Raw genomic sequence first — 23,901 nt, 5'->3', positions numbered from 1 at the left:
CGTCAGCCGACGTGCTGGGTGTGGAACTGCTCCAGGCGTCGCTGCGCCAGCAGCAGCGTGCCGCGCTGCCGGCCGGGCACCCGGCGGCGCAGCCCGATCAGGCCGGGGCCCAGCGCGCGGACGGCCTCGGGGTCGCGGACGCGGTCCCACAGGTGGTGGGCGCGGTCCACGGCGGCCTCCACGTCCGGGGAGTCGGGGGCCTGGCCCGCGGTGAGGCGGGCGGTGGCGACGGCGAGCCAGGTCTCGCAGCTGCGCGCCGCGTCACCGGCGAACTTCGCCAGGTCCGCCCGCACTTCCATCCAGTGGATGGCCTCCTTCGAGCCGGGACCGTGCGTGCGCAGCGCGTTCTGCTCCCAGGACGCCGCGAGGGCCGCGGCCTCGCCGTGCCGCCCCGCCTCGACGGCCGCCGTGATCGCCGCGTGCGGGTCCGTCTCCGGGACCGGCGGCTGCGGGTGGTACGGGGCGGGGATCGTGGGCGTCGCGCCGGAGCCCGGCGCGAACAGCAGGTCCTGCGCGTCGTCGCCCAACGCGTGGGCGGCGGCCTGCTGGTGGAGGTGGGACAGCGGGGGCCGGTGGCCGCTGCGCAGTATCGTCGCGAGCGCCTTCATGTACGCGGGTGCGGTCGGCGTGCGGCGCTTGGCGGGCGGGGCGACACGGCCGTACAGCTCGACGCCGGGTCCCGCGTCGAGGGGGTGCTCGGTGAGGTGCTGCCAGCTCTCGGCGTCGGTGTGCAGGTCGACGAGGACCGTGGTGGCACCCGCGGGGCGCAGCCGCAGCTCCTGGGTGATCCAGTGCCAGGGGAAGCCGGTGTAGCGCACCGTCGCCGTGGTGGTCCGGGCGAGGGCCACGTGCAACTGCCGCTGGCGGCGGTCGAGATGGACCTGTCCGATCAGGCAGACGGTCAGCGGTCCGGTCGCCATGGCGGCGGCCCGCAGGCGGGTCAGCACGGTCTGCGGATCCAGCGGGTCCGCGAGTTCCACGATGGTCGCGGTCGGTGTCCCGGCGAGCGTCTCCGGGGACACGGCCGCCAGGACGGGAAGCACGGAGGCCGCGTCCACCAGACGCCCCTTGCCCACCGGGGCCGCCGCGATGAGCAGCACGGTTCCAGCCATGGGCCCCTCCCTCTCGATCATCACGTCAGCACCGTATCCGCATCTCGCGCCGAGCGCGCCAAGTGGGCCGTACACACTGTCCCGGAACGGGTGATGTCGCCTGTCGACCACCGCTTTTCCGCCGGGCCGAGGCGTCGGGAAAGCGCGCGGCAGCGCACATCATTCCCTCCCGCGTCCGCCGGGGCACGACGTATCGCTCGTCCCGGGCGATCGCCACGTCCTGCCCCCTGCCGGTTTCCGCGGCGCCGTTCATACCTCCGCCGCTCCGCGGGGGGAGTCACGGCTCGGTGGCCGCGGAGCCGTAGTGGGCGGCGAGCGCGATGGCACGGCGGTGCAAGGAGGTGCGCAGCGACTGCGGGGCCAGGGCTTCCGCGTCCGTGCCGAGCTGCCACAGCGCCCACTCGGCGTGCCGGGAGTCCTGGAAGGTCACCTCCAGGCGCAGCAGCCCGTCCGCGTCGGTCTCCTCGGCCAGGACCATCAGCGCCGTGCCCACCAGTTCCTCCCGCCGTGCGGGGTTCATCCGTACGAGCACGGCGACTTGGTCGCCGCCGGTCCGAAACCGCGTGCCGCGTTCCTGCCAGGCCCGGTCGAGGTCGACGTGGTCCGGCCGCCGCGCGGGTTCGTCGAGTTCCTCGGCGGCCAGCACCCGGGCCAGCCGGTAGGTGCGGTCCTCGCCGGACCGCGCGGCCAGCAAGTAGCCCTGGCCGCGCACGGTCACCAGGCCGATCGGGTCCACGGTGCGCCACTTGGGGGTCTGGTCCACGGCCGCGTAGTGGAGGCGCAGCCTGTGCCCGGAGAGGACCGCGCGCCGGACCTCGGCCACCACCGCGTCGGGCACCTCCTCGACGGCCTGGCGGCGCGAGAGGAGGTCGGTCTCCGGTTCGACGAGCAGGCGCCGCGCCGCGCCGGCCGCGGTGTCCCGGTGGCCCTCGGGCAGCGCGTCCACCACCTTGAGCATGGCCGAGGCGAGGGCCGAGCCGAGGCCGAACACCTCTGCGCCGCGCCGTGCTCCGGCGACCAGCAGGGCGAGCGCCTCCTCGTGGTTCAGTCCGGTGAGCTCGGTCTGGAAACCGGGCAGCAGCGAGAACCCGCCGTGCCTGCCGCGTTCGGCGTAGACCGGGACGCCGGCCGCGGACAGCGCCTCGATGTCGCGCAGCACGGTGCGGGTGGACACCTCCAGCTCGCGGGCGAGCGTGTCCGCTGTCAGCCGACCCCGTTGGCGCAGCAGGAGCACCAGGGAGACCAGCCGGTCGGCGCGCATGCGCGAACCGTAACGGAATACGTGACCAAGGGTGTCATGAATGGTTGGGAGGCTCATTGCCGCGACGTCACCGCCGGCGACTGCCGGGCCCGTGGGCGTACGCACTCCCGATGGATCGAATGGAGCTGATGCGGCAGTGGAGCGAACGGCGGTCAACCCGGTCACCTGGTCAGTGGAGAAGGGATTCAACCAAGGGGAGCTCGTCTCCGGGCAGGCACGGACCCTGTACGTCTCGGGGCAGACGGCGATGGACGGTGACGGCAGGCGCCGGCACGACGGGGACATCGCGGCGCAGTTGGCGCTGAGCGTCGACAACGTGGAGGCGGTGCTCGGAGAGGCAGGCATGTCTCTCGCGAACCTCGTGCGGCTCAACGTCTACACGACCGACGTCGATCTGCTGTTCCGGCACTACGGCGTGCTGGCGTCACGGCTGGGCGCCGCCGGGGTGGCGCCGACCACGACGATGCTCGAAGTGACGCGGCTGGCGATCCCCGGCCAGCTGGTCGAACTCGAGGGCACCGCCGTCGCGTGACCCCGTCCCACCGTCTCCGCCGCTTCTACCGGGCCTCGAAGAGCTCGCCGAGCGGGTCGACCGCGATGAGCAGGAGGAGACACGCTCCCAGCAACGCGGCACGGCGTGCCCTGCCACGGGCGCCGGCGCCGAAGGCGCGTGGCTGGGGGCGGAAGGGGTGGGCGGGGTGGACGACGAGAGGGCGGCCGATGGACACGCACAGCACGGCTCCGCAGTAGAACAGCGTGGAGGTGAGCCGGGCGAGTCCGTCGGCGTGGGCGAGTTCGTCGAGGAGCAGGTGCATCAGCACGGTGACGGTCACCGTCAGGATCACGGCCTGCGTCCAGGTGCCGTTGGGCCCCGTCGGATGGGCCGGCCGCTTGAGGGCGCGAATCCGCCACCACCAGCCGGGGTGGGTGTGCCAGGGGCGGGTGCCGACGCGCAGCGGGCGGGCCTTCCGCGCCCAGGTGAAGAGGCTGAGCCACCCGTCATCGGGTTCGGTGTGCCAGTGCGCAGGTTCCCATCCGGGTCCCATGCGGCGGCCGGTCTGTTCCAAGGCCACCGCGCTCCACGCCTCCGGGTCGGCGCCCCAGTCGACCGCGTCCAGGTCGGCGCAGAGTTCGCGGTGCCTCAGGACGTCGGTGTAGGCCACGTACGCGATCACGACAAGAACGGCCACCACGCCCGCTTCCCACGGCGGCGACCACTGCCGTCCCAGCCAGGCCTGCCGGGCTCCGAAGAGCCCGCCCCAGGACAGCCAGGCGAGCAGCACCGTGTAGGGCAGGACCGTGGTGGCGAGGAAGCCCAGCCACAGGGACCGTACGAAGCTGACCAGTTCGACGTCGCGGCTGCGGAGGTGGGCCAGTTCGTGGAGCACCACCACCGCGAAGACCGCCCCGTCCCCGGGCTGTTGGAACCAGCGGCTGAAGTCGGCACGCATGTCGTGTCCGTCGTCGTGCGCCGGTTCGCGGTCGCCTCGGTCGCTGCTCCACCCGCCCTCTCGGTCATTGCTCCGACCGCTGTCCCGGTCATCGATCCAACCGCTGTCCCGGGCGCTGCTCCAGCCGCACAGGTCGAGGGCATCGTCGAACAGGGACTCCGGGCCGTCGGCGGGCTCGGGGGGCCGCAAGCGGTCGCCGAGGGTGAACCGCGGGCCTGGCACGCTCCTGTCGTTGAACAGGGCCACCAGGCCGTTGTCGAGGGCGATGCAGTAGCGGCCCGCTGAGCCGAAGGCGACGGCTCCTTTGCTGAGGCGGCGGGGATCGGCGGAGAAGGCCGGGATCCGGTCGACCCCGGCCCTGCGCGTCAGTTGCAGGAGCGCGTCGTGGAGCAGGACCTGGTCGGGCCCGATCCGGTCGAGACCGCGCCTGCGCAGGACGGGCCCGCACAGATGGAGCGCGGCGGTGGTCAGGAGCAGCAGCCCGGCCACGGTCACGGCGATCGGCTCGGCGTTGTCCAGGATCCCGGCCTCGTAGGTCCGGGCGAACTCCGGCTCGACCGCCCGGAGGACCGGCAGAGGCAGGAGCCCTCGGTCACGCTCGCCCAGGGTGTCCGGGGTGTCCAGCAGATCCGGGTCCTGTCCGGCGGCCACGAGGGTGCGGACCGCGCGCAGCGTCAGCGCGACGGCGAGCGTCACGACCAGGACCAGGAACAGCGCGCAGCGCCGGGTCGTGCCCTGCCCCAGCAGCCGCTGGTCCCGGCGGGGAGCGCCGCCGTCAGCCATCGCCGGGTGCGGTGGCGAGCCGGGCCACCACCGCGTCGGCCAGCGCTTCCGCCGCTCCCGTCTCCATGCCCGTCGCCCGCGCCCAATCGACGACCTTGCGGCGTACGTCCGCCAGCTGGCCGCTCGACAACGCCGGGACCTCCGTCGCCGGATCGGGGAGGCGCCGCACGCGGCGCAGCCAGGCGCTGCCCCAACGGCTCGCCCCGTCCACGGCCGTTGCCGCCGACCGTTGGGCCACTTCGTTGACCACCACCCACACCACGGGCGCGACCAGGGCGACCACCTCGGCGGCCCCGAACCCGAGGGGATCCCGCCGTGCGCGGGAGCGGCGGAGCACCCGGGTGATCTGCGCGTCGCTCAGCGACGCCATGCCGTCCAGCAGCCTCGCCTCCTGCGGAGCCCGCTCCACGAGGATGTCCCGCACCACTTCTCGTACGCACTGCCCAGGCACGTGCTGCCCTCCCCGTCGTCCGCCTGCCCTGCTGAACGAGACGACCCGGAGAAGGGGCACGGGGCGGTGGTCGGCCGCGTCGGCACCCGAAGGGCAGTCATGGATGCCCGAGTTGCCGCCCGGTCTGCCCAAACGGGCAGCAATCGGGGCACAGGTGACCGTTGACACAGCGAAGAGCCGTGGCCAATGATTGTGGATTACCGGGCCCTGACCCCCTGACCAGGCCTGATGACGGCCCGCGACCGACCCACGCCGCCCACCTTCGCGCAACAGAACCTGTCCCCCACGAGACACCCGTGACGCGTCGGCGTCCGGAGCCCCACCGAGTCGTCCACTCCGCCGCCCCGGCACGCTCCGCTCCGCCCGCCCCGCGGCGACCTCACCGCGACCGGACTCTCGTCGGCATCGATCGTTCACCTCCCGGCAGAAGGACCGCCCTTGACGGCGACACACACCCCCCGCAACGTCCCCTCCCCGGCGCCGGAATCCGGTGCGCCGCCGCTCTCCTCCTTCGGCCAGCAGCGCCTGTGGGCGCTGGAACAGGCGGAGGGTGTTCAAGCCGCGTACAACGAGCAGATGGCCTACCTCATCGAGGGAGACCTGGACCCGGCGCTGCTCGCGCGGGCCCTCGACGCCGTGGCCGCACGGCACGAGACGCTGCGCACCCGGTTCGTCGCGGTGGAGGGCGAGGCACGACAGGAGATCTCGCCGCCCGAGAGCGGCTTCGCGCTGCGCCAAGAGGATCTGTCGGGACGGCCGGACGCCGCCCAACTCCTCGTCGCCCGGCAGCGCGAGGAGTGCGAGACCCCGTTCGACCTCGGCGCCGGGCCCCTGGCCCGGGGACAGCTCCTCACCCTCGCGGCGGACCGCCACGCCCTGCTCCTGACGATGCATCACTCCGTCTTCGACGGCGGGTCGATGGAGATCATGCTGCCGGAGCTGAGCGCCGTCTACGCCGCCCTGCTGCGCGGTGAGCCGGACCCGCTGCCGCCGCTGCCCGCGCAGTTCGCCGACCACGCCGCGCGCCAGCACGCCTGGGTCGAGAGCGAAGAGGCCGACGCGCAATCGACTTACTGGCGAGAGCAGTTGACGGGCGCACCGGCACTGCTCGCCCTTCCTACCGACCGGCCTCGCCCGATGCGCCAGGACCACACGGGCGGCCGGGTGGCCGTGCGCCTCTCCCCCGCCGTCACCGACGCGCTGCGCGGCACCGCCCGCGCGGAGCGCGGCACGCTGTTCACCGCCGTCCTCACCGGCTGGCACATCCTCCTCGGCCTGCTCTCCGGGGAGACGGACACCGTCGTCGGGATTCCGGTCGCGGGCCGGCGCCGCCCGGAGGACGCCCGGCTGATCGGCTTCTTCGTCAACTCGCTCGCCCTGCGCGCCGATCTGTCCGGCGACCCGACAGGGGCCGAGGCCCTCGGCCGGGTCCGTACGGCGTTGCGCGGGGCGCTCGACCACCAGGACCTGCCCTTCGAGCGGGTGGTGAGCGCGGTGAACCCGCCCCGCGACCTCTCCCGCAGCCCGCTGTTCCAGACGATGCTCGCGTGGGGAACCACCCGCCGGGACCGGCTCCGGCTGCCCGGAGCCCGGGTCGAGCCCCTCGACATCCCTTATGCCCCCGCGAAGTTCGACCTCACGCTGTCGCTGCACGAGGAGGACGGCGGGGTCTCCGGGTACCTCGACTACGCCCGCGCACTGTTCGACCACGACACGGCCGAGCGGTTCGGCCGCTATCTCACGCGTGTCCTCGAACAGTTGGCCCTGCACCCCGAGCGCGAGATCACCGGGTACGCGCTGCTCGACGCGGACGAGCGCGCGGAGCTGCTGGCCGAGGGGCGGGGACCGGTCGCCCCTGGCCCGCTCACGGGCGCCGTCGAGCGCTTCGCCGAGCAGGTACGGCTGAGGCCCGACGAACCGGCCCTGGTCTGCGGCGGCACCCGGCTGAGCTACGCCGAACTGGACCGGCGGGCCAACCGCCTCGCGCACGCCCTGCGCGCCCGGGGCGTGCGGCCCGGCCAGGTCGTCGGCCTGCACTGCGGACGCACGGCGGAGCTGATGGTCGGCATCTGGGGCGTGCTGAAGTCCGGCGCAGCGTACCTGCCGCTCGACCCAGGGCAGCCGCACGGACGGCTCCGGGCCATCGTCGAGGAGGCCTCGCCCGCCCTGGTGCTCGGCGACGTGGCGGATCCGCCGGGGCCATGGACGAAGCTGACGGAGGTGGAGGCCGAGGGCGAGCGCGACGACGCGCCCGGGGAGCCGCCCGCGCCGTCACAACTCGCCTACGTCATCTACACCTCGGGCTCGACCGGACGCCCCAAGGGCGTGGCCGCGACCCACGGCAACCTCGCCAACCTGCTGGAGAACTGGCTCGCCGGCTACGGCGCGCTGCCCGGTGAGCCGTCCTCGGCCTGGGCCAGCATCGGCTTCGACGCGTCCGTGCACGAACTGTTCCTGCCGCTGACCACCGGTGGCGTGCTGCACCTCGTGCCCGACGAGCTGCGGGGTGACCCCGAGGCGCTGCTCGGCTGGATGCGGGAGCAGCGGATCGCGCACGCCTGGCTGCCCGCCTCGTACATCACCTGGATCGACGAGGACCCGGGCACCCGCCTGGCGGGCCTGTCACTGCGTCAACTGGCCACCGGCGCCGAGCCGTTGCCCGAACCGTCCCTGCGGCGGCTCCAGAAGGCCCTGCCGGGCCTGAGCGTCTGCTACGTCTACGGGCCGACCGAGACGACCGTCTACAGCATCACCTACAACGCGCCGCAGGACCTGGACCGACGCTGCCCGATCGGGCGGCCGGTCGCCAACACCCGTATCTATCTGCTCGACCGGCGGCGCGAGCCGGTGCCTCCCGGGGTCGTCGGCGAGGTGTACATCGGCGGGGCAGGCGTCACGCAGGGCTATCTCAACCGGCCCGACCTGACCCGGGAGCGCTTCCTTGCCGACCCGTTCGTGCCGGACGGGCGGGTCTACCGCACGGGCGACCTGGCACGCCGACTGCCGGACGGGAACTACGAGTTCGTCGGCCGCGCCGACGACCAGGTCAAGCTGCGCGGGTTCCGCATCGAGCCCGGCGAGGTGGCGGCGGCCCTGCGGGAGCTGCCCGGCGTCCAGGAGGCCGTGGTCCTCGCCGACCGGGACGAGGCCGGGGAGCTGCGCCTGGTCGCGGGCGTCGGCCGGGGCGAGACCCCGGAGTCCACACCCGAGCAGTGGCGGGCGGCCCTCGCCGAACGGCTGCCGGACTACATGATTCCGGCGCTCTTCGCCGAGTTCCCGCGGCTTCCGCTGAACCGCAACGGCAAGCTGGACCGCGCGGAGGTGCTGGAGCGCGCCCGCGCGTCGCGCTCCGACCGGGTCAACACCCTCGCGCCGCGCGACCGCGTCGAGATGGCGCTGTACCGGATCTGGCGGCAGGTGCTCGTCCACCCGGACATCGGCATCACCGACGACTTCTTCGCGGTCGGCGGCACCTCGCTGTCGGCCATCAAGGTGGCCCACCTGATCCAGGAGGAGTTCGGCCGGACGCTGCCGACCCGCGACGTCCTCCAGTACCCCACCGTGGAACTGCTCGCCGCCCGGCTGCGCGGGCAGACACCGGTGGCACCGGACAACGGTCTCGTCGAGTTCCGGGCGGGCCGAGCGGGACGGCGGGTGGTGTGCGTCCACCCGGCGGGCGGGACCGCCTTCTGCTATCTCCCGCTGGCCGGCGCCCTGCCGGACGGCATCCGCGTGCAGGGGATCCAGGCGCCGGGCATCGACCCGGACGAGGAGCCGCTGCCCTCGGTGGAGGCGATGGCCGAGCACTACCTGGCCCTGGTGCGGCCGGAGCCGGACGAGACCCTGGTGTTCTGCGGCCTCTCCTTCGGCGGGTTCGTCGCGCACGAGATGGGGCGGCGGCTCGCGCTGACCGGGCACCGCGGGGTGTCCGTGGTGCTGCTCGACACGCACGGGACGGACGACCCGGTGGAGCGGGCGAGGTTCGCGCCGGTCGACGCCGCCGAATTCCGCGACAAGCTGGTCCGCTTCAACGGCATGTACCCCGGGATCGACGACGCGCAGATCGAGCGGTACTTCCAGATCTACAACCACAACCGGACGGCCGCCCGCACGTACGTCCCGGAGTCCTCCGACGCCCCGCTCCTCCTCGTGCAGGCCGCCGAGGCCGAGGTCGTCGAGGGCGGCGACCCCGTGGCGGCGGGCGAGGCGCTGCGGGAGTTCTGGCGCGCCCGCGCCGGCGCCGGCCTGACCGTGGAGATGGTCGACGGCGGCCACTGGGACGTCCTGGAGGGCGAGCGCATACCCCTGATCGCCGGCCTGATCGCGGACCGGCTCGCCCGGCCGGACGTCCCGGCCGCCGCCGTCGCGACCGCCACGCCCGACGCCCCTGCCACCCCCGACGCCCCTGCCACGTCCCACGCCACCGCCACCACCGTCTCCACCAGCGAGACCGCACCGACCGAGGCCTGATGCGTACCTCATCCCCTGCCGTCGGCCTGGCCCGAGCGGTGCACGAACAGAGCCTGCGGACCCCGGACGCCCCGGCCGTCCGCGACGGCGACCTGACGTTGAGCCACGCCGTGGTCGACGCGTCGGCCGCCGCCGTCGCGGCGGGTCTGCGGGCGCGCGGGATCGGTCGCGGCGACGCGGTCGCCGTGGGCCTGCCCCGGTCCTGGCAGCTCGTCTGCGTCATGCTCGGCGCGCTCAGGATCGGCGCCCGGGTCGTCCCCGCCGACCGGCTGAGCCCCGCCGACCGCCTCGGGCACATCCTCGGCGACTCCGGCGCCCGGCTCCTGGTGCACGACGGCACGGTCCCGGCGGGCCTGCCCGACGGGGTCACCGCGCTGCCCGCCGACGCGCTGCTCGACGCGCCGGTCCGCACGGCGGACGGACCGGCCCCGGTCGCGCCCGCGCCGGTCTCCTTCGTCTTCTACACCTCGGGCACCACCGGCCGCCCCAAGGGCGTGGAAGTGCGCGACGCGGGGATCCTGCGCCTGGCCGACCCGGAGTTCCTCCCGGAGTCGCGGGGCGCCCGCTTCGCGTTCCTGTCGAACCCGGCCTTCGACGCGCTGAGCTTCGAGGTGTGGGTGCCGCTGCTGACCGGCGGATGCTGCGTCGTCCTCGCCGACGAGGACGTGCAGTCCCCCGAGCGCCTCGCCGCGGTGCTGCGGCGGGAGCGCGTCCACACCGCCTTCGTCACCACGGCGCTGTTCAACGCCGTGGTGGACACCGAGCCCGGCTGCTTCTCCGGCCTCACGGAGCTGCTGGTCGGCGGCGAGCAGCTCAACGCGGCTCTCGTACGGCGCTGGTACGGCCACAACGCGGACGGCCGCACGCGGATCCACAACGTCTACGGCCCCACCGAGTGCACGACGTTCGCCCTGCGCCATCCGATCCCACGGGACTTCGGCGCCCCCGTCGTCCCACTCGGGCTGCCGCTGCCCGAGACCGGCCTGGCCCTGGTCATACCGGGCACCACCCGCCGCGCCGCGCCCGGCGAGGAGGCCGAACTGCTCCTCTCCGGCACCGGGCTGGCGGCCGGGTACCGCAACCTGCCCGACGAGACCGCCCGCAGCTTCGTGACCCTGCCCGACGACGACGGCACCGCCACCGCGTACTACCGCACCGGTGACCTGGTACGGCGTGCGGCGGGCGGCGACCTCACCTACGTCGGCCGCGCCGACCGGCAGGTCAAGGTCCGCGGCTTCCGCATCGAGCCCGGCGAGGTGGAGCGGCACATCGCCGAGCACCCCGCCGTACGACAGGTGTACGTGTGCGCCCGCCGGGACGGAACGGGCGGACCGGCGGAGCTGCTGGCCTACCTGGTCGCCGAACCCGCCCTGTCCTGGGCCGGGTTCGAGGAGCACCTGGCCGACCGCTTGCCCGGCTACATGCGCCCGCACCACCTCTACCGCGTCCCCGCACTGCCGCGCACCGCCAACGGCAAGGTCGACGAGGCGGCGCTGCGCGCGAGCGACGCCGTGCCGTGGCGGCCCGGGACCGTGGGCCGCCCGACGGAGACCGCCCCGGAGCCGGCGGACGAACCGCTGCGTATGGTCCTCGACCTCGCGGGCGAGATCCTGGGCGTGCCGGGGCCGCGGCCCGAGGACCGGTGGATCGCGTGCGGCGGCGACTCGCTGAAGGCGCTGCGGCTGCGCCACGAAATCCGCCGCCGTCTGCACTGCGAGGTGCCCGCGCACCGCGTGCTGCACGGCGACCTGGCCGGCATCGCCGACGCGGTGCGCGCGGCCCGCCGCGCCGACGCCCCCGCCCTCCCGCGGGCCACCGCGACCGGGGAGCTTTCCGGCCCCGCGACCGGGGAGCAGGAGCGTCTGTGGTTCCTTCAGCAGCGGTCCCCCGACTCCCGGGCCTACGACGTCCGGCTGGCCTTCGCCGTGGCGGGCCCGGTGCGTCCCAAGGCCCTGCGGTCGGCCCTCGCCGCGCTGGTCGCGCGCCACCCGGCGCTGCGCACCGGCTTCGTGGCGACCGCCGACGGGCTGCGGCAGCAGGTGGGCGAGCCCTACGACCCGTGGACCGAAGCCGCGCCGACGGCCGGGACCGTGGAGGCCGGGGCTGAGCCGGGAGCGGCGGAGCAGGATCCGCACGACGCCTTCTTCGCCGTGCCGTTCGACCTGGCGCGCCCCCGGATGCTGCGCGCGTGCTGGCTGCCGTCGCGGGACGGCGGCACGCTGCTGCTGCACCTGCACCACGTCGCCGTGGACGGCTGGTCGGTCAACGTGCTGCTGCGCGACCTGTCGGACGGGTACTCCGCGGCCGTCACGGGCGAGGGGCCCGACGGACCGGTTCCGCACGGCACCGAGTCGGCCGCCGGGACGCCCACCCCGCTGGACTTCGCCGACTGGCAGCGCCGTTGGCACACGAGCCCCGCGTACGCGACGCAGCGCGACGAGCTGTCGGCCCTGTACGCCGCCGACACCGCGAGCGCCGCCGCGCCACCGCTCCCCCTGCCCCGGCCCGGCCGCACCAACGAGGGACGGCTGCGGTGCGCCGCGCTCGACGCGCGGGAGCGCGCCGCTCTGGACCGGCTCTGCGGCGCCCGAGATGTGACCCGCTTCGAGCTGCTGGCCGGCGTCTACGCCTGGGCGCTGTACGGCGTGACCGGCCTGACCCGGCTCCGTGTCGCGGCGCCGGTCGCGCACCGGCCCGTGCGGGAGTTCACGGACAGCGTCGGCATGTTCGCCAACACCGTGCTCCTTCCGCTGTCCGTGGACCCGCGGGCGGCTCTGCGGGACGAGGTGACGCGGACCGCCCTCTCCGTACGCGAGGTGATGGAGCGTCAGGACGTGGCGCTCGCCGACGTCCTGGCCGCGGGCCCGCACAGCGCCGCGGACGACGCGCCGTTCGACTTCCTCCTCGTGCTGGAGAACACCGACTACGACTCCCTCTCCCTGGCGGACTGCGCCGCCCGCCCCCTGTGGCCGGTGCCCGCGGAGGCCAAGTGCCCGGTGACCCTGACGGTGGTCGACCGCCCCGAGGGCCTGGAGTGCCTCTGGGAGTACGCCGACGACCGCTTCGACGCCGGACAGGCCGCCGCGCTCGCCGACCTCTTCCGGCAGGGGCTCACCGCACTCGCCGGTGCCCCGGACACCACACCGGCGGAGCTGGCCGCGCCCTACCGCGGGGAACTGCCCGAACCGGGCCGGGGCACGCCCGCCGAACCGCCGTGGACCACGGTCGCCGAAGGCTTCGCCCGTCAGGCGGCCCGCACCCCGACGGCACCCGCCCTGCGGACCGCCACCGGCACCGTCGCCTACGCGACCCTCGACGCGTACGCCGCCGCCCTCGCCACGGAACTGGCCGCGACGCCGCGCCTGCCGGGGGCGGACGAACCGAGCCACGTCGCGCTGTTCCTCGAACCGTCCGTCGAGCACGTGGTGGCGCTGCTCGCGCTGGCCCGGCTGAACCTGACGGCCGTACCGCTCGACCCGTCCTATCCGCCCGCGCTGCTGCGGCAGGTGCTGGAGCAGACCGACCCGCTGTGCGTGCTGCTGCCGCCGGGCGACGGGACGGCGTTCGACGCGGTGGATCCCGGCGGCGTACCCCGGCTGCGCGTCACGCTGTCCGACGCCGGTGCCGGGAACACCGACGGCCCACCCCTGCCCGCGCACCGGGGCGCCCGGCCGCTGTACACGCTCTTCACCTCCGGCTCGACGGGCCGCCCCAAGGGCGTCCGCGTCTTCGACCGCACGCTGTGCGACTTGCTGCACTGGCAGGCGGGCCCCGGCGGGCTGGGCGCGCCCGCGCTGACCCAGCAGTTCGCCATGCTCTCCTTCGATGTCTCGTTCCAGGAGATCTTCGGGACCCTGTGCACGGGCGGCTGTCTTCGCCTGATCGACCCCGCGCTGCGCCGGGACGTGCCCGCACTGCTGGACCGTCTCGACGCGGAGGGCGTCGAACGGCTCTTCCTGCCGTACGTGGCGTTGCAGTTGCTCGCCGAGCACGCCGTGCACCGGGGCCGCTTCCCCTCCCGGCTGCGCGAGGTGGTGACCGCCGGCGAGCAGCTGGTCTGCACCGACGCCGTCCGCCGGTGGTTCGCCGGCATGCCCGGCTCGCGGCTGTTCAACCACTACGGCCCGACCGAGACACACGTCGTCAGCGCCCTGTGCCTGGAGGGCGATCCCGGCGACTGGCCGGACCGCCCGGCGATCGGGCGTCCGGTGGCCGGTGCGGTGCTGCGCGTCGTCGACGAGGCCGACCTCCCGCTGCCGCCCGGCTCCGCCGGTGAACTCCTCATCGGCGGCGTGCTGACCGAGCCCTGCTACCTGGGCGAGACCCCGCTGAACCAGGAACGGTTCGTCCGGCTCCCCGACGAGGGGCTCTTCTACCGCAGCGGCGACCGGGCGCGCTTCGACCACGACGGTCTGCTGCACTGCCTGGGCCGCACGGACGACCAAATCAAACTGAGCGGCCACCGCCTCGAACCGGGCCAGGTCGAGGCCGCGCTGCTGCGGCACGCCGACGTCCTCGGGGCCGTCGTCGCCGTCGACGGGTCCTCACTGGTGGCCTGCCTACAGTGCCGCGGCGACGCGCCGACGCCCACGGCATTGCGGGAGCACCTGGCCGGGCTGCTCCCCGGGCACGTCCGTGTCGAGCGCTTCCGGCTGCTCGAACGACTGCCGCGTACGCCCAGCGGCAAGCTCGACCGGGACGCCGCGCTGCGCGCACCCGGACGCGACCTCGCCGCCGCCCCCGACCGGGGCACCGCGCCGCCGCCCTCCGCGCGTGAGGCCCGACTCGCCGCCGTCTTCGAGGAGGTGACCGGCGCGCCCATCGCGCCGGACCAGACCTACTTCGCGGCGGGCGCCTCCAGTCTCGGCCTGATGCGCTTCCACCTGCGCTGCACCGCCGGACTCGGGCTCCGCTTCACCGTGGCCGACCTCTTCGAGCACGTCACCCCACGGGAGTTGGCGCGCTTCCTCGACCGTACGGAGTCTGCGCGGGACGCGACTCCGGGCGGCCCGGCCACCGCGCGTGCGCCCCACGCGACCGCATCGGCGGCGGACGACGCCATAGCGATCGTCGGGATGGCCGTCCGCGCGCCCGGCGCACCGGACCTCGCGGCCTTCTGGGACCTGGTGGTCTCCGGGCGCAGCGGCATCGAGTACTTCGACGCGGCGGACGGACTGGTCGGCGCGCGCAGCCAGCTCGACGGTCTCCTCGACTTCGACCCAGAACGGTTCGGCATCAGCCGGCAGGAAGCCCGGCTGATGGACCCGCAGCAGCGCCATCTCCTGATGACCTGCGTCGAGGCGCTCGCCCACGCGGGCATCGCCGATCCGGGGGTGCCGCGGACCGGCCTGGTGGCGGGCGCGGGCGAGAACACCTACTTCCGGGCGATGCTCCGGGAGAGCGATCCCGACGCCCTGCCCGACGACTTCCAGCTGGCCCTCCACCACGAGAAGGACTTCCTCGCCACCAAGGCCGCCTTCCACCTCGGGCTCACCGGGCCGGTGCTCTCCAGCCAGACGGCGTGCTCCAGTTCGCTCGTCGCCGTGCACCTGGCGGCGTCCCTGCTGCGGCAGGGCGACGCCGACGTGATGCTCGCGGGCGGCGTCCTCGTCGACCCGGAGCTGACCGACGGATACCGGTACCGTCCGCAGCACATCTTCTCGCCCGACGGCCACTGCCGGCCCTTCAGCGACGACGCGGGCGGCACCGTCGGGGGCAGCGGCGCCGGCGTGGTCGTGCTCAAGCCGCTCGCCCGCGCCCGCCGTGACGGCGACACCGTCTATGCGGTGCTCAGCGGCTCGGCGGTGAACAACGACGGCGCGGCCAAGCTCAGTTACAGCGCCCCGTCGCTGGCGGGGCAGCGCGCGGTGATCCGCGGCGCGCTGGCCCGCAGCGGCCGCACGGGCGCCGACGTGGCGTACGTCGAGGGGCACGGCACCGGTACCCGGCTCGGCGACCCGGTGGAGGCCGGCGCGCTGCGCCAGGCCCTCGGGGTGGACGCGCGGGACCACTGCGCCCTCGGCTCGGTGAAGAGCCAGATCGGCCACCTGGGCGCGGCCGCCGGTGTCGTGGGTCTGATCAGGGCCGCGCTCGCGGTCCACCACGGCACGATCCCGCCCACCCGTGACTTCCGCGCGCTCAACCCGGAGATCGGTCCCGATCCGGCGCCCTTCTACGTACCGACGCAGGCCCTTCCCTGGCCGGAGGGCCGGGACCGGGTCGCCGCGGTGAGCAGCTTCGGCATCGGCGGCACCAACGCGCACGTGATCCTGGAAGCGGCCGATCCGAGAACGGCCCCGAAGGCGGCGACCGGCTCGGAGACCGTGCCGCTCGTCGTGCTCTCCGGCGTCAGTGCGGCCCGGCTCGCCGCGGACGCGGCGCGCGTCGCCGACCACCTCACGCGTCGTCCCGACAGCTACGCCCGCACGCTGCGCCACCTTCAGGCGGGCCGTCCGCAGGGCCCGCTGCGCACGGCCGCCGTCTGCCCGGACGCGGCGAGCGCGGTCGCCTGGCTGCGCACGGCGGCCACGGTCGCGTCGCGGCCTGATCCCGTCGACGGGCCCGCCCTGGAGACCGGGGGCCGCCCCGCGGAGGAGCTGGCGGCCGCCTGGCTTGCGGGCCGTCGGCTCGCCTGGCCGGACGGCCCCGCCCAGCCGCCGTGGGACTTCCCCGCCCCGGCGTTCGACCTCGCCCCCTACGGACTCCCCCGCGCGGCCGTCCGGCCCACGGCATCGGAACCGACCGGCGCGGAGGCCACCCCCGGCGCCGCGGCGTCGGCCGCGCAGCCGGTCGTGCCGGTGCCGGAGCGGCTGCCGGAGACGGACTGGCTGCACCAGCCGCAGTGGACCCGGCTGCGGCGGGCCGCGACGGGCGCCGCGGCAGCGTGCGCGCGGACGTTGGTCGTCGTCGCCGACGGCCCGGAGGGCGGCGCGACACCTGCCGTGCTCGCCGCGGGCCACCGCCGCGTGGTGTGGATCAGGGCGGCGGAGCGATTCGCCCGCCCGGAGCACGACCGTTTCGAGGCCGATCCGGCCGACCCCGAGCAGTTGGGGCGCGTGCTGCGCGCGCTCGCCGAGGAGGGCTGCGCGGAGGTCGACTGGCTGCACGCGCTGCCGCTCGGCATCGACGGGCCGGTCGGCGACAAGGCGCTCGACCGGGCGGTCTGGGCGTGCCTGGACACCCCCGCCGCCGTGGTCCGCGCCCTCCAGGAGGCGCCCCGGGAGCTGACCGTACGGCCGTGGTGGCTGTCGTGCGGGGCCCGGCCGGTGCTCGGCGCGGTCACCCGCCCCGAGGCCGCGCTGCTCGCCGGTGTCACCGAGGTCGCGCCGCAGGAGGGCGCCCCGGACGGGCACTGGGTGGACGTCGAGGACCCGGACGACTGGGCCCCGCAGCTGTCCGCGCTCCTCGCCGCGCCGGCCGCCGCACCGCCGCCGCGCCATCTGGCGCTGCGCGCGGGGTACTGGTGGGAGCAGGTCACGCTGCCCGTGAGCGCGGCGGCTCCGTCGGCCGCGCCGCTTCCGGCGGGCGGCGACCACCTGATCCTCGGCGGTACCGGCGGGCTCGGCACCGGCATCGCGGCCTGGCTCCTCGAACACACCGAGGGGCGGGTGCTGCTGCTGGCCCGACGGCCCGCGCTGCCCGCGGAGTTGACCCGTTGGGCGGACCGCGTCGACCTCGTCGAGGCGGATCTCGCCGCCGCGCCGCCTAAGGAGGTGGCGGGCCGGATCGCCGCCCGCACGACAACGCTGTCTTCCGTGGTGCACGCAGCCGGGATGCCCGCGGGCGGTCTGCTGTCCCGCCGCGAGGCGGGCGCCGCGCACGTGCCCCACGCCGCCAAGGTGCGCGGCGCCCTGCTGGTGGAGCTCCTCGTCGAGCAGTTCCGGCCGGACGTCGCGGTCTACTGCTCCTCCATGTCGGCGCAGCTCGGCGGCGTCGGCCAGTACGACTACGCGGCGGCCAACGCCCTGCTCGACGCCTTCGCGCGGTGCGGCGGCGACGGGCCGGGCCGGACCGCGCGCGTCGGCATCGGCTGGGACGTGTGGCGGGAGACCGGCATGGCGCTGCGCGCACCGCACGGCGACGGCCGGCACCAGGCGCACCTCGGGGTCGGCCTGACCGTGGCCGAGGGCCTGCGCACCTTCGCGCGGGCGCTCGCACTCCGGCTGCCGCACCTGCTCGTGTCCACCACCGACCTGGTCGGGTCGCGGGCCTTCTACGCCGGGCCGGTGCCCGGCACGCCCCGGCAGGACGCCTCCTCCGTGGAGCGGCCCGCCGAGGCGCCCGACGAGCTGTTGGCCGAGTGGGCGGGCGCCGCGCTGGACGTCGTCGACCTGGATCCCGACGCGTCGCTGTACGACCTGGGGGCCGACTCGCTGACCCTCCTGGACCTCATCGAGAAGATCGACCGGCACTACGGCGTCGAGCTGGACCTGGCCTCCTTCGGCCACCGGGCCACGCTCACCGAGATCCTGGACCGGCTGGCCGAGCGGCGGGGCGCATCAGCGGGTGCGCGGCACGGCACGGACACGAGTACCGGTACCGGTACCGGCGAGGTCGCTCTGGAGGTCTGGCAGGAGGGCACCGGCACCGAAGTGGTGTGCCTGGTGCATCCGGTCGGCGGGGACGTCCAGGCCTACCGTGCCCTGGTCGCCGCGCTCGACCCGCGGCTGACCGTCGCACTGGTCGCCGACCCGGGCCTGCGCCAGGACGCTCCTCCCGGGTGGACGCTGCGCGAACGCGCCCTGCGGTACGCGTCGGCCCTGCGGGCCCGCTTCCCGCAGTCGGCGTGGCACTGGCACCTGGCGGGCTGGTCCTTCGGAGCGTGGGTGGCCGCCGACATGGCGGCCGAGGCCGAGGCGGCCGGGTCCCCGGTCCGCTCGCTGCACCTGGTCGATCCGCCGCCGCCAGGCAGCGGCACGGTCTTCGAGGGGTACGACGACACCCAGCTCGGCACGGTGTTCGCCGCCGAGCTCGGTCTCGCCGGGGACGGCTCGGCAGGCCGGCACGCCCGTGCGTACGCCGACCGGCTCGCCCGCTGCTGCCGGGCCAATCTGCGCAGCATGGCCGCCCATCAGGTGCCCCGGATCGGCACGACCACGACCCGGCTGTGGCTGGCCGAGCGGTCGTTCGCGGGGCTGCCGACGCTCGGCAGCCCCGCGGAGCAGCACGCCCGCTGGCGTGCCCACCTGCCCGCCGGGCTGGAGTGGGGCCTGCTGGCCACGGACCACTACGGCGTCGTCCGGCCGCCGTACGCCGGGACGGTGGCGGAGGCGATCAACGCCGCGAGCGCCCCCGTACCGCGCCACCCCTGACACCCGACCACGGAGCCGGGCCACGGCCTCCGGCACCCGCACACCCCACCCGGACAACACCCCGACCCACCGCACTCCTGGAGGACTCTGTGGAGCAGTACGAGCTGGACGCCCTCGACGCCATCACCACCCGGCCGCCGAGGGACTACCGGGAGATCTCCGTGGCTCCCCTGACCCCCGTCATCGGTGCCGAGGTCCACGGTGTGGACCTCGGCCGGTTGTCGGACGCGCAGTTGGCCGAGGTCAGGACCGCCTTCCTCGACCACCACGTCCTGGTCTTCCGCGACCAGGAGATCGACGACGAGCAGCACAAGCGCCTCGCCGGGCACTTCGGCGAGCTGCGCCCGGTCAACCCGCCGCCGCCGGAGGGAGACCCGTACGTGCTGGAGATCAAGACCAGCGCGGCGGCGGCGAACGTCGCCGGGAACGCGTGGCACGCGGACGGCACCGCCGACGCCGAGCCGTCGCTCGGTTCGATGCTCTACATCACCGAGACCCCGGAGGGCGGCAGCGGTGGCGACACCCTGTTCGCCAACATGCACCTCGCCTACGAGATGCTCTCCCCCACCTGGCGCGGGCTCCTGGACGGCCTGACCGCCGTGCACGACGGCGCGCAGAGCTTCCGTGGCTACACGGTGCCGCCGAACTACGAGATCCCGGTCAACGAGCACCCCCTCGTGGTCCGTCACCCGGAGACCGACCGCCCGATCCTGTACGTGAACCAGGCGTACACCTCGCGCATCCCGCAGCTGTCGGAGGACGAGAGCCGGGCGGTGCTCGACATGCTCTTCGCCCTCGTCACCCAGCGCCCGCTGCTCAGCTGCCGGGTCCGCTGGACCCCCAACACCCTGGTCTTCTGGGACAACCGCTGCGTCCAGCACCACGCGACGTACGACTACTACCCGCAGACCCGCTACGGCCGACGCGTCGCGATCAACGGCGGTCCCCTGAAGGGCTGACGCCCCCACGGCCCCGGCCGGCGGTCGCCTCTAGGCGGGCGCCTGGTCCGGGGCCGGCCGGCCGCCCGCGCCGCCCATCGGGTACTTCTCCTTGATCAGCTCTTTGAGCTGATCCCTGACGGCCGTAAGCGCGGCGGTGGTGGCCTCGGTCTCTTCGCCGAGCCGGAGGAAGTCCGCCCGACGGACGCCGTCGTCGTTCGCGGACGCGCGGTGTACGAACTCCCGGTACCTGCCGATCCATTCGGCCCGGGCCTCCACCGCCTCCTCGAAATCCTCCAGCAGTTCCTCGCAGTAGACGGCCATCAGGTTACGGAGGGACCGCCTGGCCGTCTGCCGGCGCTTGGCACCGCTCCAGCGCTGCGTCAGGGGTGTCGAGGGCCGCATGATCTCGTCGATCTCGCGCAGGGCCGTCTCCACATACCCCTGTCTCAACTTGACGCGGAAGACGACGACTTCGGGCCCCGCCCCGTTGCCCAGCATCAGCAGTTCCTTGCGCCGTCGGACCTCGGCGTCCGTTCCGGCCCGCCTGAGTGCGTCGTTCGTCCGGTCCGCCGCATCGCACCAGTCGTCGATGATCTCGTGGAGCTCCATGAGTGCTTCGTGCAGGTTCGGCCAGGCCGGCGAGCCGCCGGCGCGTTCCGACACTCCCCGTAGAACGGTTCCGGCCGCCCTGGTCAGGACGGTCACTTCTGGTCCAACCGGCATGCGTCCACCTCGTTTCCCACGCACCGACCAGTGGGCCAGCCTAGGTCGCCCCCGACTCCCTTCGGCGCACTTGAGGTAAATCTGCGCTTCACCGCCCCCGTGTACACCAGATGGCGCACTGGACATGCGATCCCCGGCATCGGGCTGTGTGCTGGCTGAGATGGGCTACCACATAGACAGCCCGCGTGAAGCGGGCACCACACGACGTGACGCACTGGGCATGGCCGCGGTGCTGTTCGCGGGCGGCGCGCTCTCCCTGGGGACAGCCGCCCCGGCCGCGGCCGGGGAGTCCGAGGACTCCTGCACGGCCACCTACGACGCCGAGTTCGAGGCGGCGCTCGCCGACGCCGACGCGGAGTTCCCCGCCGACGAGGACCGCGGGCTCGCGCCGGTCGGGCCCCCCGGACGGTGTGCGCTGCCGCTGCGGCGGCACTACCGGATCACCACCCACTACGGCGTGCGCGGCGACTGGCTCGCCGGGTACCACACCGGCATCGACCTCGCGGTCCCCCAGGGCACCGCCGTGTACGCGGTGGGCGGCGGGACCGTGGTGCTGGCCAGTTGGTCGGGCGCGTACGGCAACGCCGTCACCGTCCGGATGCCCGACGGGCACTTCGCGGTGTACGCGCATCTGTCGCGCATCGGCGTGCGCAGGGGCGCCCGCGTCGGCACCGGCGCGCGGCTCGGGAGCAGCGGCGCGACGGGGCGTGCCACCGGGCCCCATCTCCATCTGGAGATACGGGCCCGGCGGTACTACGGCTCCGACGTCAGTCCCTTCAAGTACCTGGCCCGGCGGGGCGCCCGTCTCTGGTGAGAAGCCGGACGGCCGCGTTCCTGAGGCTCAGGACCCCAGGGCCTTGAACGCGCGCGTCTGATCGACGATGGCCCGCTCCGTGGGCAGCCGTTCGATCGACGAGGCGCCGAAGAAGCCGACGACGCCGGTGGTGTGTTCGAGGACGTACCGCGCGTCCTCGGGTTCGGCGATGGGGCCGCCGTGGCAGAGCACCAGCACGTCCGGGTTCACGCGCCTGGCGGCGTCGTGCATCTCCTGGACGGCGGCGGCCGCCTGGTCGAGGGTGAGCGCGGTGCCCGCGCCGATGGCGCCCTTCGTGGTGAGGCCGACGTGCGGGACGAGCACGTCGGCGCCCGCCCGCGTCATGTCGGCGGCCTGCTCCGGGTCGAACACGTAGGGCGCGGTGAGCAGGTCGCGCTCGTGGGCGACGCGGACCATGTCGACCTCGAGGCCGAATCCCATGCCGGTCTCCTCCAGGTTGACGCGGAACGTGCCGTCGTACAGCCCGACCGTGGGGAAGTTCTGCACGCCCGCGAAGCCCATGGCCTTGAGCTGGTCGAGGAAGAGGTCCATGCGCCGGAACGGGTCGGTGCCGCAGACACCCGCGAGGACCGGGGTGTCCCGGACGACGGGCAGGACCTCGCGCGCCATGTCGAGGACGATCTCGTTCGCGTCCCCGTACGGCAGGAGTCCGGCCAGGGAGCCGCGGCCCGCCATCCGGTAGCGGCCGGAGTTGTAGATGATCAGCAGGTCGACGCCGCCCTCCTCCGCGCACTTGGCGGACAGTCCGGTGCCCGCGCCCGCGCCGATCACGGGCTTGCCCGCGGCGACCTGGGCGTACAGCCGGGCGAGTGCTTGCTTGCGGTCCATGGGTTCTCCTCAGGCGGGCGGGGCGGGGCGTTGCGTGGCCGGTGCGGCGGACCGTTCGGTGATCAGGTGGTGGAGGCGGTCCGCCATGGCGACGGCGAAGGACGCGTCGTTGATGTGCGCGTCGACCTCGTGCAGCCGGACCGCGCTGTCGCGGACCGTCTCGCGCAGGGCGTCGAGGCCCGCGTGGTCGGCCGCCGGGTCGGCGAAGGGCCCGCCCGGCGCGTCGACGGCCGAGACTCCGCGCAGCGGCCAGAACAGTTCGGCGGGGCCGCGCGCCGCGGCGAGCTTGCGGCCGAGCGCGGCGCCCAGGGCGGCCATCTCCGCGGCGGTCGTCCGCATCAGCGTGACCGTCGGATTGTGCGCCAGGAGCCGCCGTCCGGCGAAGCGTTCCGGGACGCTCGTCTCGGGGCCGAAGTTGACCATGTCGAGGGCGCCGGGCGCGACGACCTGCGGGACGGCGGCGGCGCCCGCCGCGGTGAGCCGGGTGGGGCCCGCGCTGAGGACTCCCCCGACGAGTTCGTCGGCGAGTTCGGTGGTGGTCAGGTCGAGCACGCCGTCCAGCAGGCCGTCGGCGGCGAGCTTCTCCACGGCGCGTCCGCCGGCGCCGGTGGCGTGGAAGACGAGGACCTCGTAGCCCAGATCCGCGAGCCGGGCGCGGGCCGCGTCGACGGCCGGGGTGGTCACGCCGAACATGGTGGCGGCGACGACCTTGCGGCGCGGGCCCGCGAGCTCCTCCCCGCCGCGCTCCCGACGGTGGGCCATGCCGGCCGCCGCGGCCGCCGCGTTGGCGAGGACCTGCCGCGAGACGGAGTTGATGCCGGACACGTCGACGACGCTGTACATCATCGTGAGGTCGCTGCTGTCGACGTACGGGGCGACGTCACCGCCCGCCATGGTGCTGACGAGGACCTTCGGTACGCCGATGGGCAGCGCCCGCATCGCCTGCGCCGCGATGGCCGAGCCGCCGCTGCCTGCCGCGGCGAGCACCGCGTGCAGCCTGCCCTCGCGGTACAGGTCGAGAACCACGCGGGCCGCTCCCTCGGCCATGGCGGCGACCGCGGCCCCGCGGTCGCCCGCGGCCCGCAGGTCCGCCAGGTCGTGCCCGGCGGCGCGGGCCACCTCGTCGGCCGGCACGTCGGCCGCGGGCGCCCGGTCGGGCGGCGGCCGGACACCGGCGTCGACGAGCAGGACGTCGCCGCCGTACTCGCGGAGCCGTTCCCGCAGCCAGGCGTACTCCTCGCCCTTGGTGTCCAGCGTTCCGACCAGGACCACGGTCGCCATGCCCTTCACACTCCTTCATGTGCGCGGTCCTGCCGATCATGCGACCGGTCCCCGCCCGCGGCTACCCCTCGGGATAGAAGAGGAACAGCGTGCAGCCCGTCGTCGTCTGCGGAACGTGCGAGGAACCGGCGGGGGCGTGGATGAACGAGCCCGCCGGGTAGTCCCGGTCGCCGTCGTTGAAGACTCCGGAGATCACATAGACCTCTTCGGGACCGGGCTCGTGCACGTCGATGCCCTCCCAACCGGAGTGCGGATCCATTTCGAGTACGTGGGCGTGCGCGCCGTCGGCGCCCTTCCACAGGGAGCGCAGCCGGATGCCGGGGAAGAGTTCGCGGGTGGGGGCGTCCCGCACCGCCGACCAGACGTAGCCGGACGCGGTGTTCTGTTCTGTCGTCATGGCACCAGCCTGTCCGGCCGCGGCCGCCCCGCCGAGTGTCAGAAAAGTCGTCCCACG

13 protein-coding genes are annotated in these 23,901 nt (G+C 74.5%); 5 read left to right on the top strand and 8 right to left on the bottom strand.

The window, feature by feature from the left end:
- Positions 1-2 precede the first annotated feature (2 nt).
- Both AB0L89_RS33060 and AB0L89_RS33055 read right to left on the bottom strand, forming a co-directional pair.
- Positions 3-1,112 carry a hypothetical protein gene (locus AB0L89_RS33060; RefSeq protein WP_365149367.1) on the bottom strand — a complete coding sequence of 370 codons (1,110 nt, stop codon included), beginning with the start codon at positions 1,110-1,112 and terminating at the stop codon, positions 3-5.
- Positions 1,113-1,389: 277 nt separating this feature from the next.
- The gene (locus AB0L89_RS33055; RefSeq protein ID WP_365149364.1) at positions 1,390-2,373 is read right to left on the bottom strand and encodes a WYL domain-containing protein; all 984 of its coding nucleotides are present in this window, start codon (positions 2,371-2,373) and stop codon (positions 1,390-1,392) included.
- Positions 2,374-2,509: 136 nt separating this feature from the next.
- On the opposite strand from AB0L89_RS33055, the gene AB0L89_RS33050 reads away from it, so the two are divergent.
- On the top strand, positions 2,510-2,905 hold the full coding sequence (locus AB0L89_RS33050; RefSeq protein WP_365149361.1) for a RidA family protein: 396 nt from the start codon (positions 2,510-2,512) through the stop codon (positions 2,903-2,905).
- Between the two features lie 25 nt (positions 2,906-2,930).
- Here the strand turns inward: AB0L89_RS33050 and AB0L89_RS33045 are convergent, their stop codons facing one another.
- Together AB0L89_RS33045 and AB0L89_RS33040 are read right to left on the bottom strand one after the other, a co-directional pair.
- Entirely contained in the window at positions 2,931-4,607 is a 1,677-nt protein-coding gene (locus AB0L89_RS33045; RefSeq protein ID WP_365149358.1) for a hypothetical protein, read from the bottom strand.
- Entirely contained in the window at positions 4,600-5,058 is a 459-nt protein-coding gene (locus AB0L89_RS33040) for a hypothetical protein (protein ID WP_365149355.1), read from the bottom strand. The genes AB0L89_RS33045 and AB0L89_RS33040 overlap by 8 nt, the downstream gene beginning before the upstream one ends.
- Before the next feature lie 438 nt (positions 5,059-5,496).
- Here AB0L89_RS33040 and AB0L89_RS33035 point away from each other — a divergent pair, with 438 nt between their 5' ends.
- From AB0L89_RS33035 to AB0L89_RS33025, 3 genes are all read left to right on the top strand, one after another.
- Positions 5,497-9,528 (top strand): amino acid adenylation domain-containing protein, encoded by a 4,032-nt coding sequence (locus AB0L89_RS33035; protein WP_365149352.1) that lies wholly within the window; start codon positions 5,497-5,499, stop codon positions 9,526-9,528.
- Complete coding sequence (locus AB0L89_RS33030) at positions 9,528-18,839, top strand: AMP-binding protein (RefSeq protein WP_365149349.1); 9,312 nt, start codon at positions 9,528-9,530, stop codon at positions 18,837-18,839. Before AB0L89_RS33035 ends, AB0L89_RS33030 begins: the two co-directional genes overlap by 1 nt.
- An 89-nt stretch (positions 18,840-18,928) precedes the next feature.
- Positions 18,929-19,798: a TauD/TfdA family dioxygenase gene (locus tag AB0L89_RS33025; RefSeq protein WP_365149346.1), complete on the top strand. Its 870-nt coding sequence runs from the start codon at positions 18,929-18,931 to the stop codon at positions 19,796-19,798.
- Between the two features lie 30 nt (positions 19,799-19,828).
- Here the strand turns inward: AB0L89_RS33025 and AB0L89_RS33020 are convergent, their stop codons facing one another.
- The gene (locus AB0L89_RS33020; RefSeq protein ID WP_365149343.1) at positions 19,829-20,389 is read right to left on the bottom strand and encodes a hypothetical protein; all 561 of its coding nucleotides are present in this window, start codon (positions 20,387-20,389) and stop codon (positions 19,829-19,831) included.
- A 274-nt stretch (positions 20,390-20,663) separates the two neighbouring features.
- Here AB0L89_RS33020 and AB0L89_RS33015 point away from each other — a divergent pair, with 274 nt between their 5' ends.
- A complete protein-coding gene (locus AB0L89_RS33015; RefSeq protein ID WP_365149340.1) occupies positions 20,664-21,317 on the top strand; it encodes a M23 family metallopeptidase in 654 nt (217 codons plus the stop codon).
- Positions 21,318-21,344: 27 nt separating this feature from the next.
- Here AB0L89_RS33015 and AB0L89_RS33010 read toward each other — a convergent pair whose 3' ends face one another.
- From AB0L89_RS33010 to AB0L89_RS33000, 3 genes are all read right to left on the bottom strand, one after another.
- A complete protein-coding gene (locus tag AB0L89_RS33010; RefSeq protein ID WP_365149337.1) occupies positions 21,345-22,166 on the bottom strand; it encodes a phosphoenolpyruvate hydrolase family protein in 822 nt (273 codons plus the stop codon).
- A gap of 9 nt (positions 22,167-22,175) precedes the next feature.
- Positions 22,176-23,447: a Tm-1-like ATP-binding domain-containing protein gene (locus tag AB0L89_RS33005; protein ID WP_365149334.1), complete on the bottom strand. Its 1,272-nt coding sequence runs from the start codon at positions 23,445-23,447 to the stop codon at positions 22,176-22,178.
- Between the two features lie 61 nt (positions 23,448-23,508).
- Positions 23,509-23,844: a cupin domain-containing protein gene (locus tag AB0L89_RS33000; RefSeq protein ID WP_365149331.1), complete on the bottom strand. Its 336-nt coding sequence runs from the start codon at positions 23,842-23,844 to the stop codon at positions 23,509-23,511.
- Between the last annotated feature and the right edge of the window lie 57 nt (positions 23,845-23,901).

Origin of the sequence: Streptomyces sp. NPDC052114 (genome assembly GCF_040680155.1) — a bacterium.
GTDB lineage: Bacteria > Actinomycetota > Actinomycetes > Streptomycetales > Streptomycetaceae > Streptomyces.
The sequence above is the reverse complement of the archived record's forward strand: the minus strand, read 5'-3'. Positions and strand labels throughout refer to the sequence as shown.

Coding starts and splice junctions, on each gene's coding strand:
- AB0L89_RS33060 (WP_365149367.1), bottom strand. CDS start 1,112: ATGGCTGGAACCGTGCTGCTCATCGCGGCGGCCCCGGTGGGCAAGGGG.
- AB0L89_RS33055 (WP_365149364.1), bottom strand. CDS start 2,373: ATGCGCGCCGACCGGCTGGTCTCCCTGGTGCTCCTGCTGCGCCAACGG.
- AB0L89_RS33045 (WP_365149358.1), bottom strand. CDS start 4,607: ATGGCTGACGGCGGCGCTCCCCGCCGGGACCAGCGGCTGCTGGGGCAG.
- AB0L89_RS33030 (WP_365149349.1), top strand. CDS start 9,528: ATGCGTACCTCATCCCCTGCCGTCGGCCTGGCCCGAGCGGTGCACGAA.
- AB0L89_RS33020 (WP_365149343.1), bottom strand. CDS start 20,389: ATGGAGCTCCACGAGATCATCGACGACTGGTGCGATGCGGCGGACCGG.
- AB0L89_RS33015 (WP_365149340.1), top strand. CDS start 20,664: ATGGGCTACCACATAGACAGCCCGCGTGAAGCGGGCACCACACGACGT.
- AB0L89_RS33010 (WP_365149337.1), bottom strand. CDS start 22,166: ATGGACCGCAAGCAAGCACTCGCCCGGCTGTACGCCCAGGTCGCCGCG.
- AB0L89_RS33005 (WP_365149334.1), bottom strand. CDS start 23,447: ATGGCGACCGTGGTCCTGGTCGGAACGCTGGACACCAAGGGCGAGGAG.
- AB0L89_RS33000 (WP_365149331.1), bottom strand. CDS start 23,844: ATGACGACAGAACAGAACACCGCGTCCGGCTACGTCTGGTCGGCGGTG.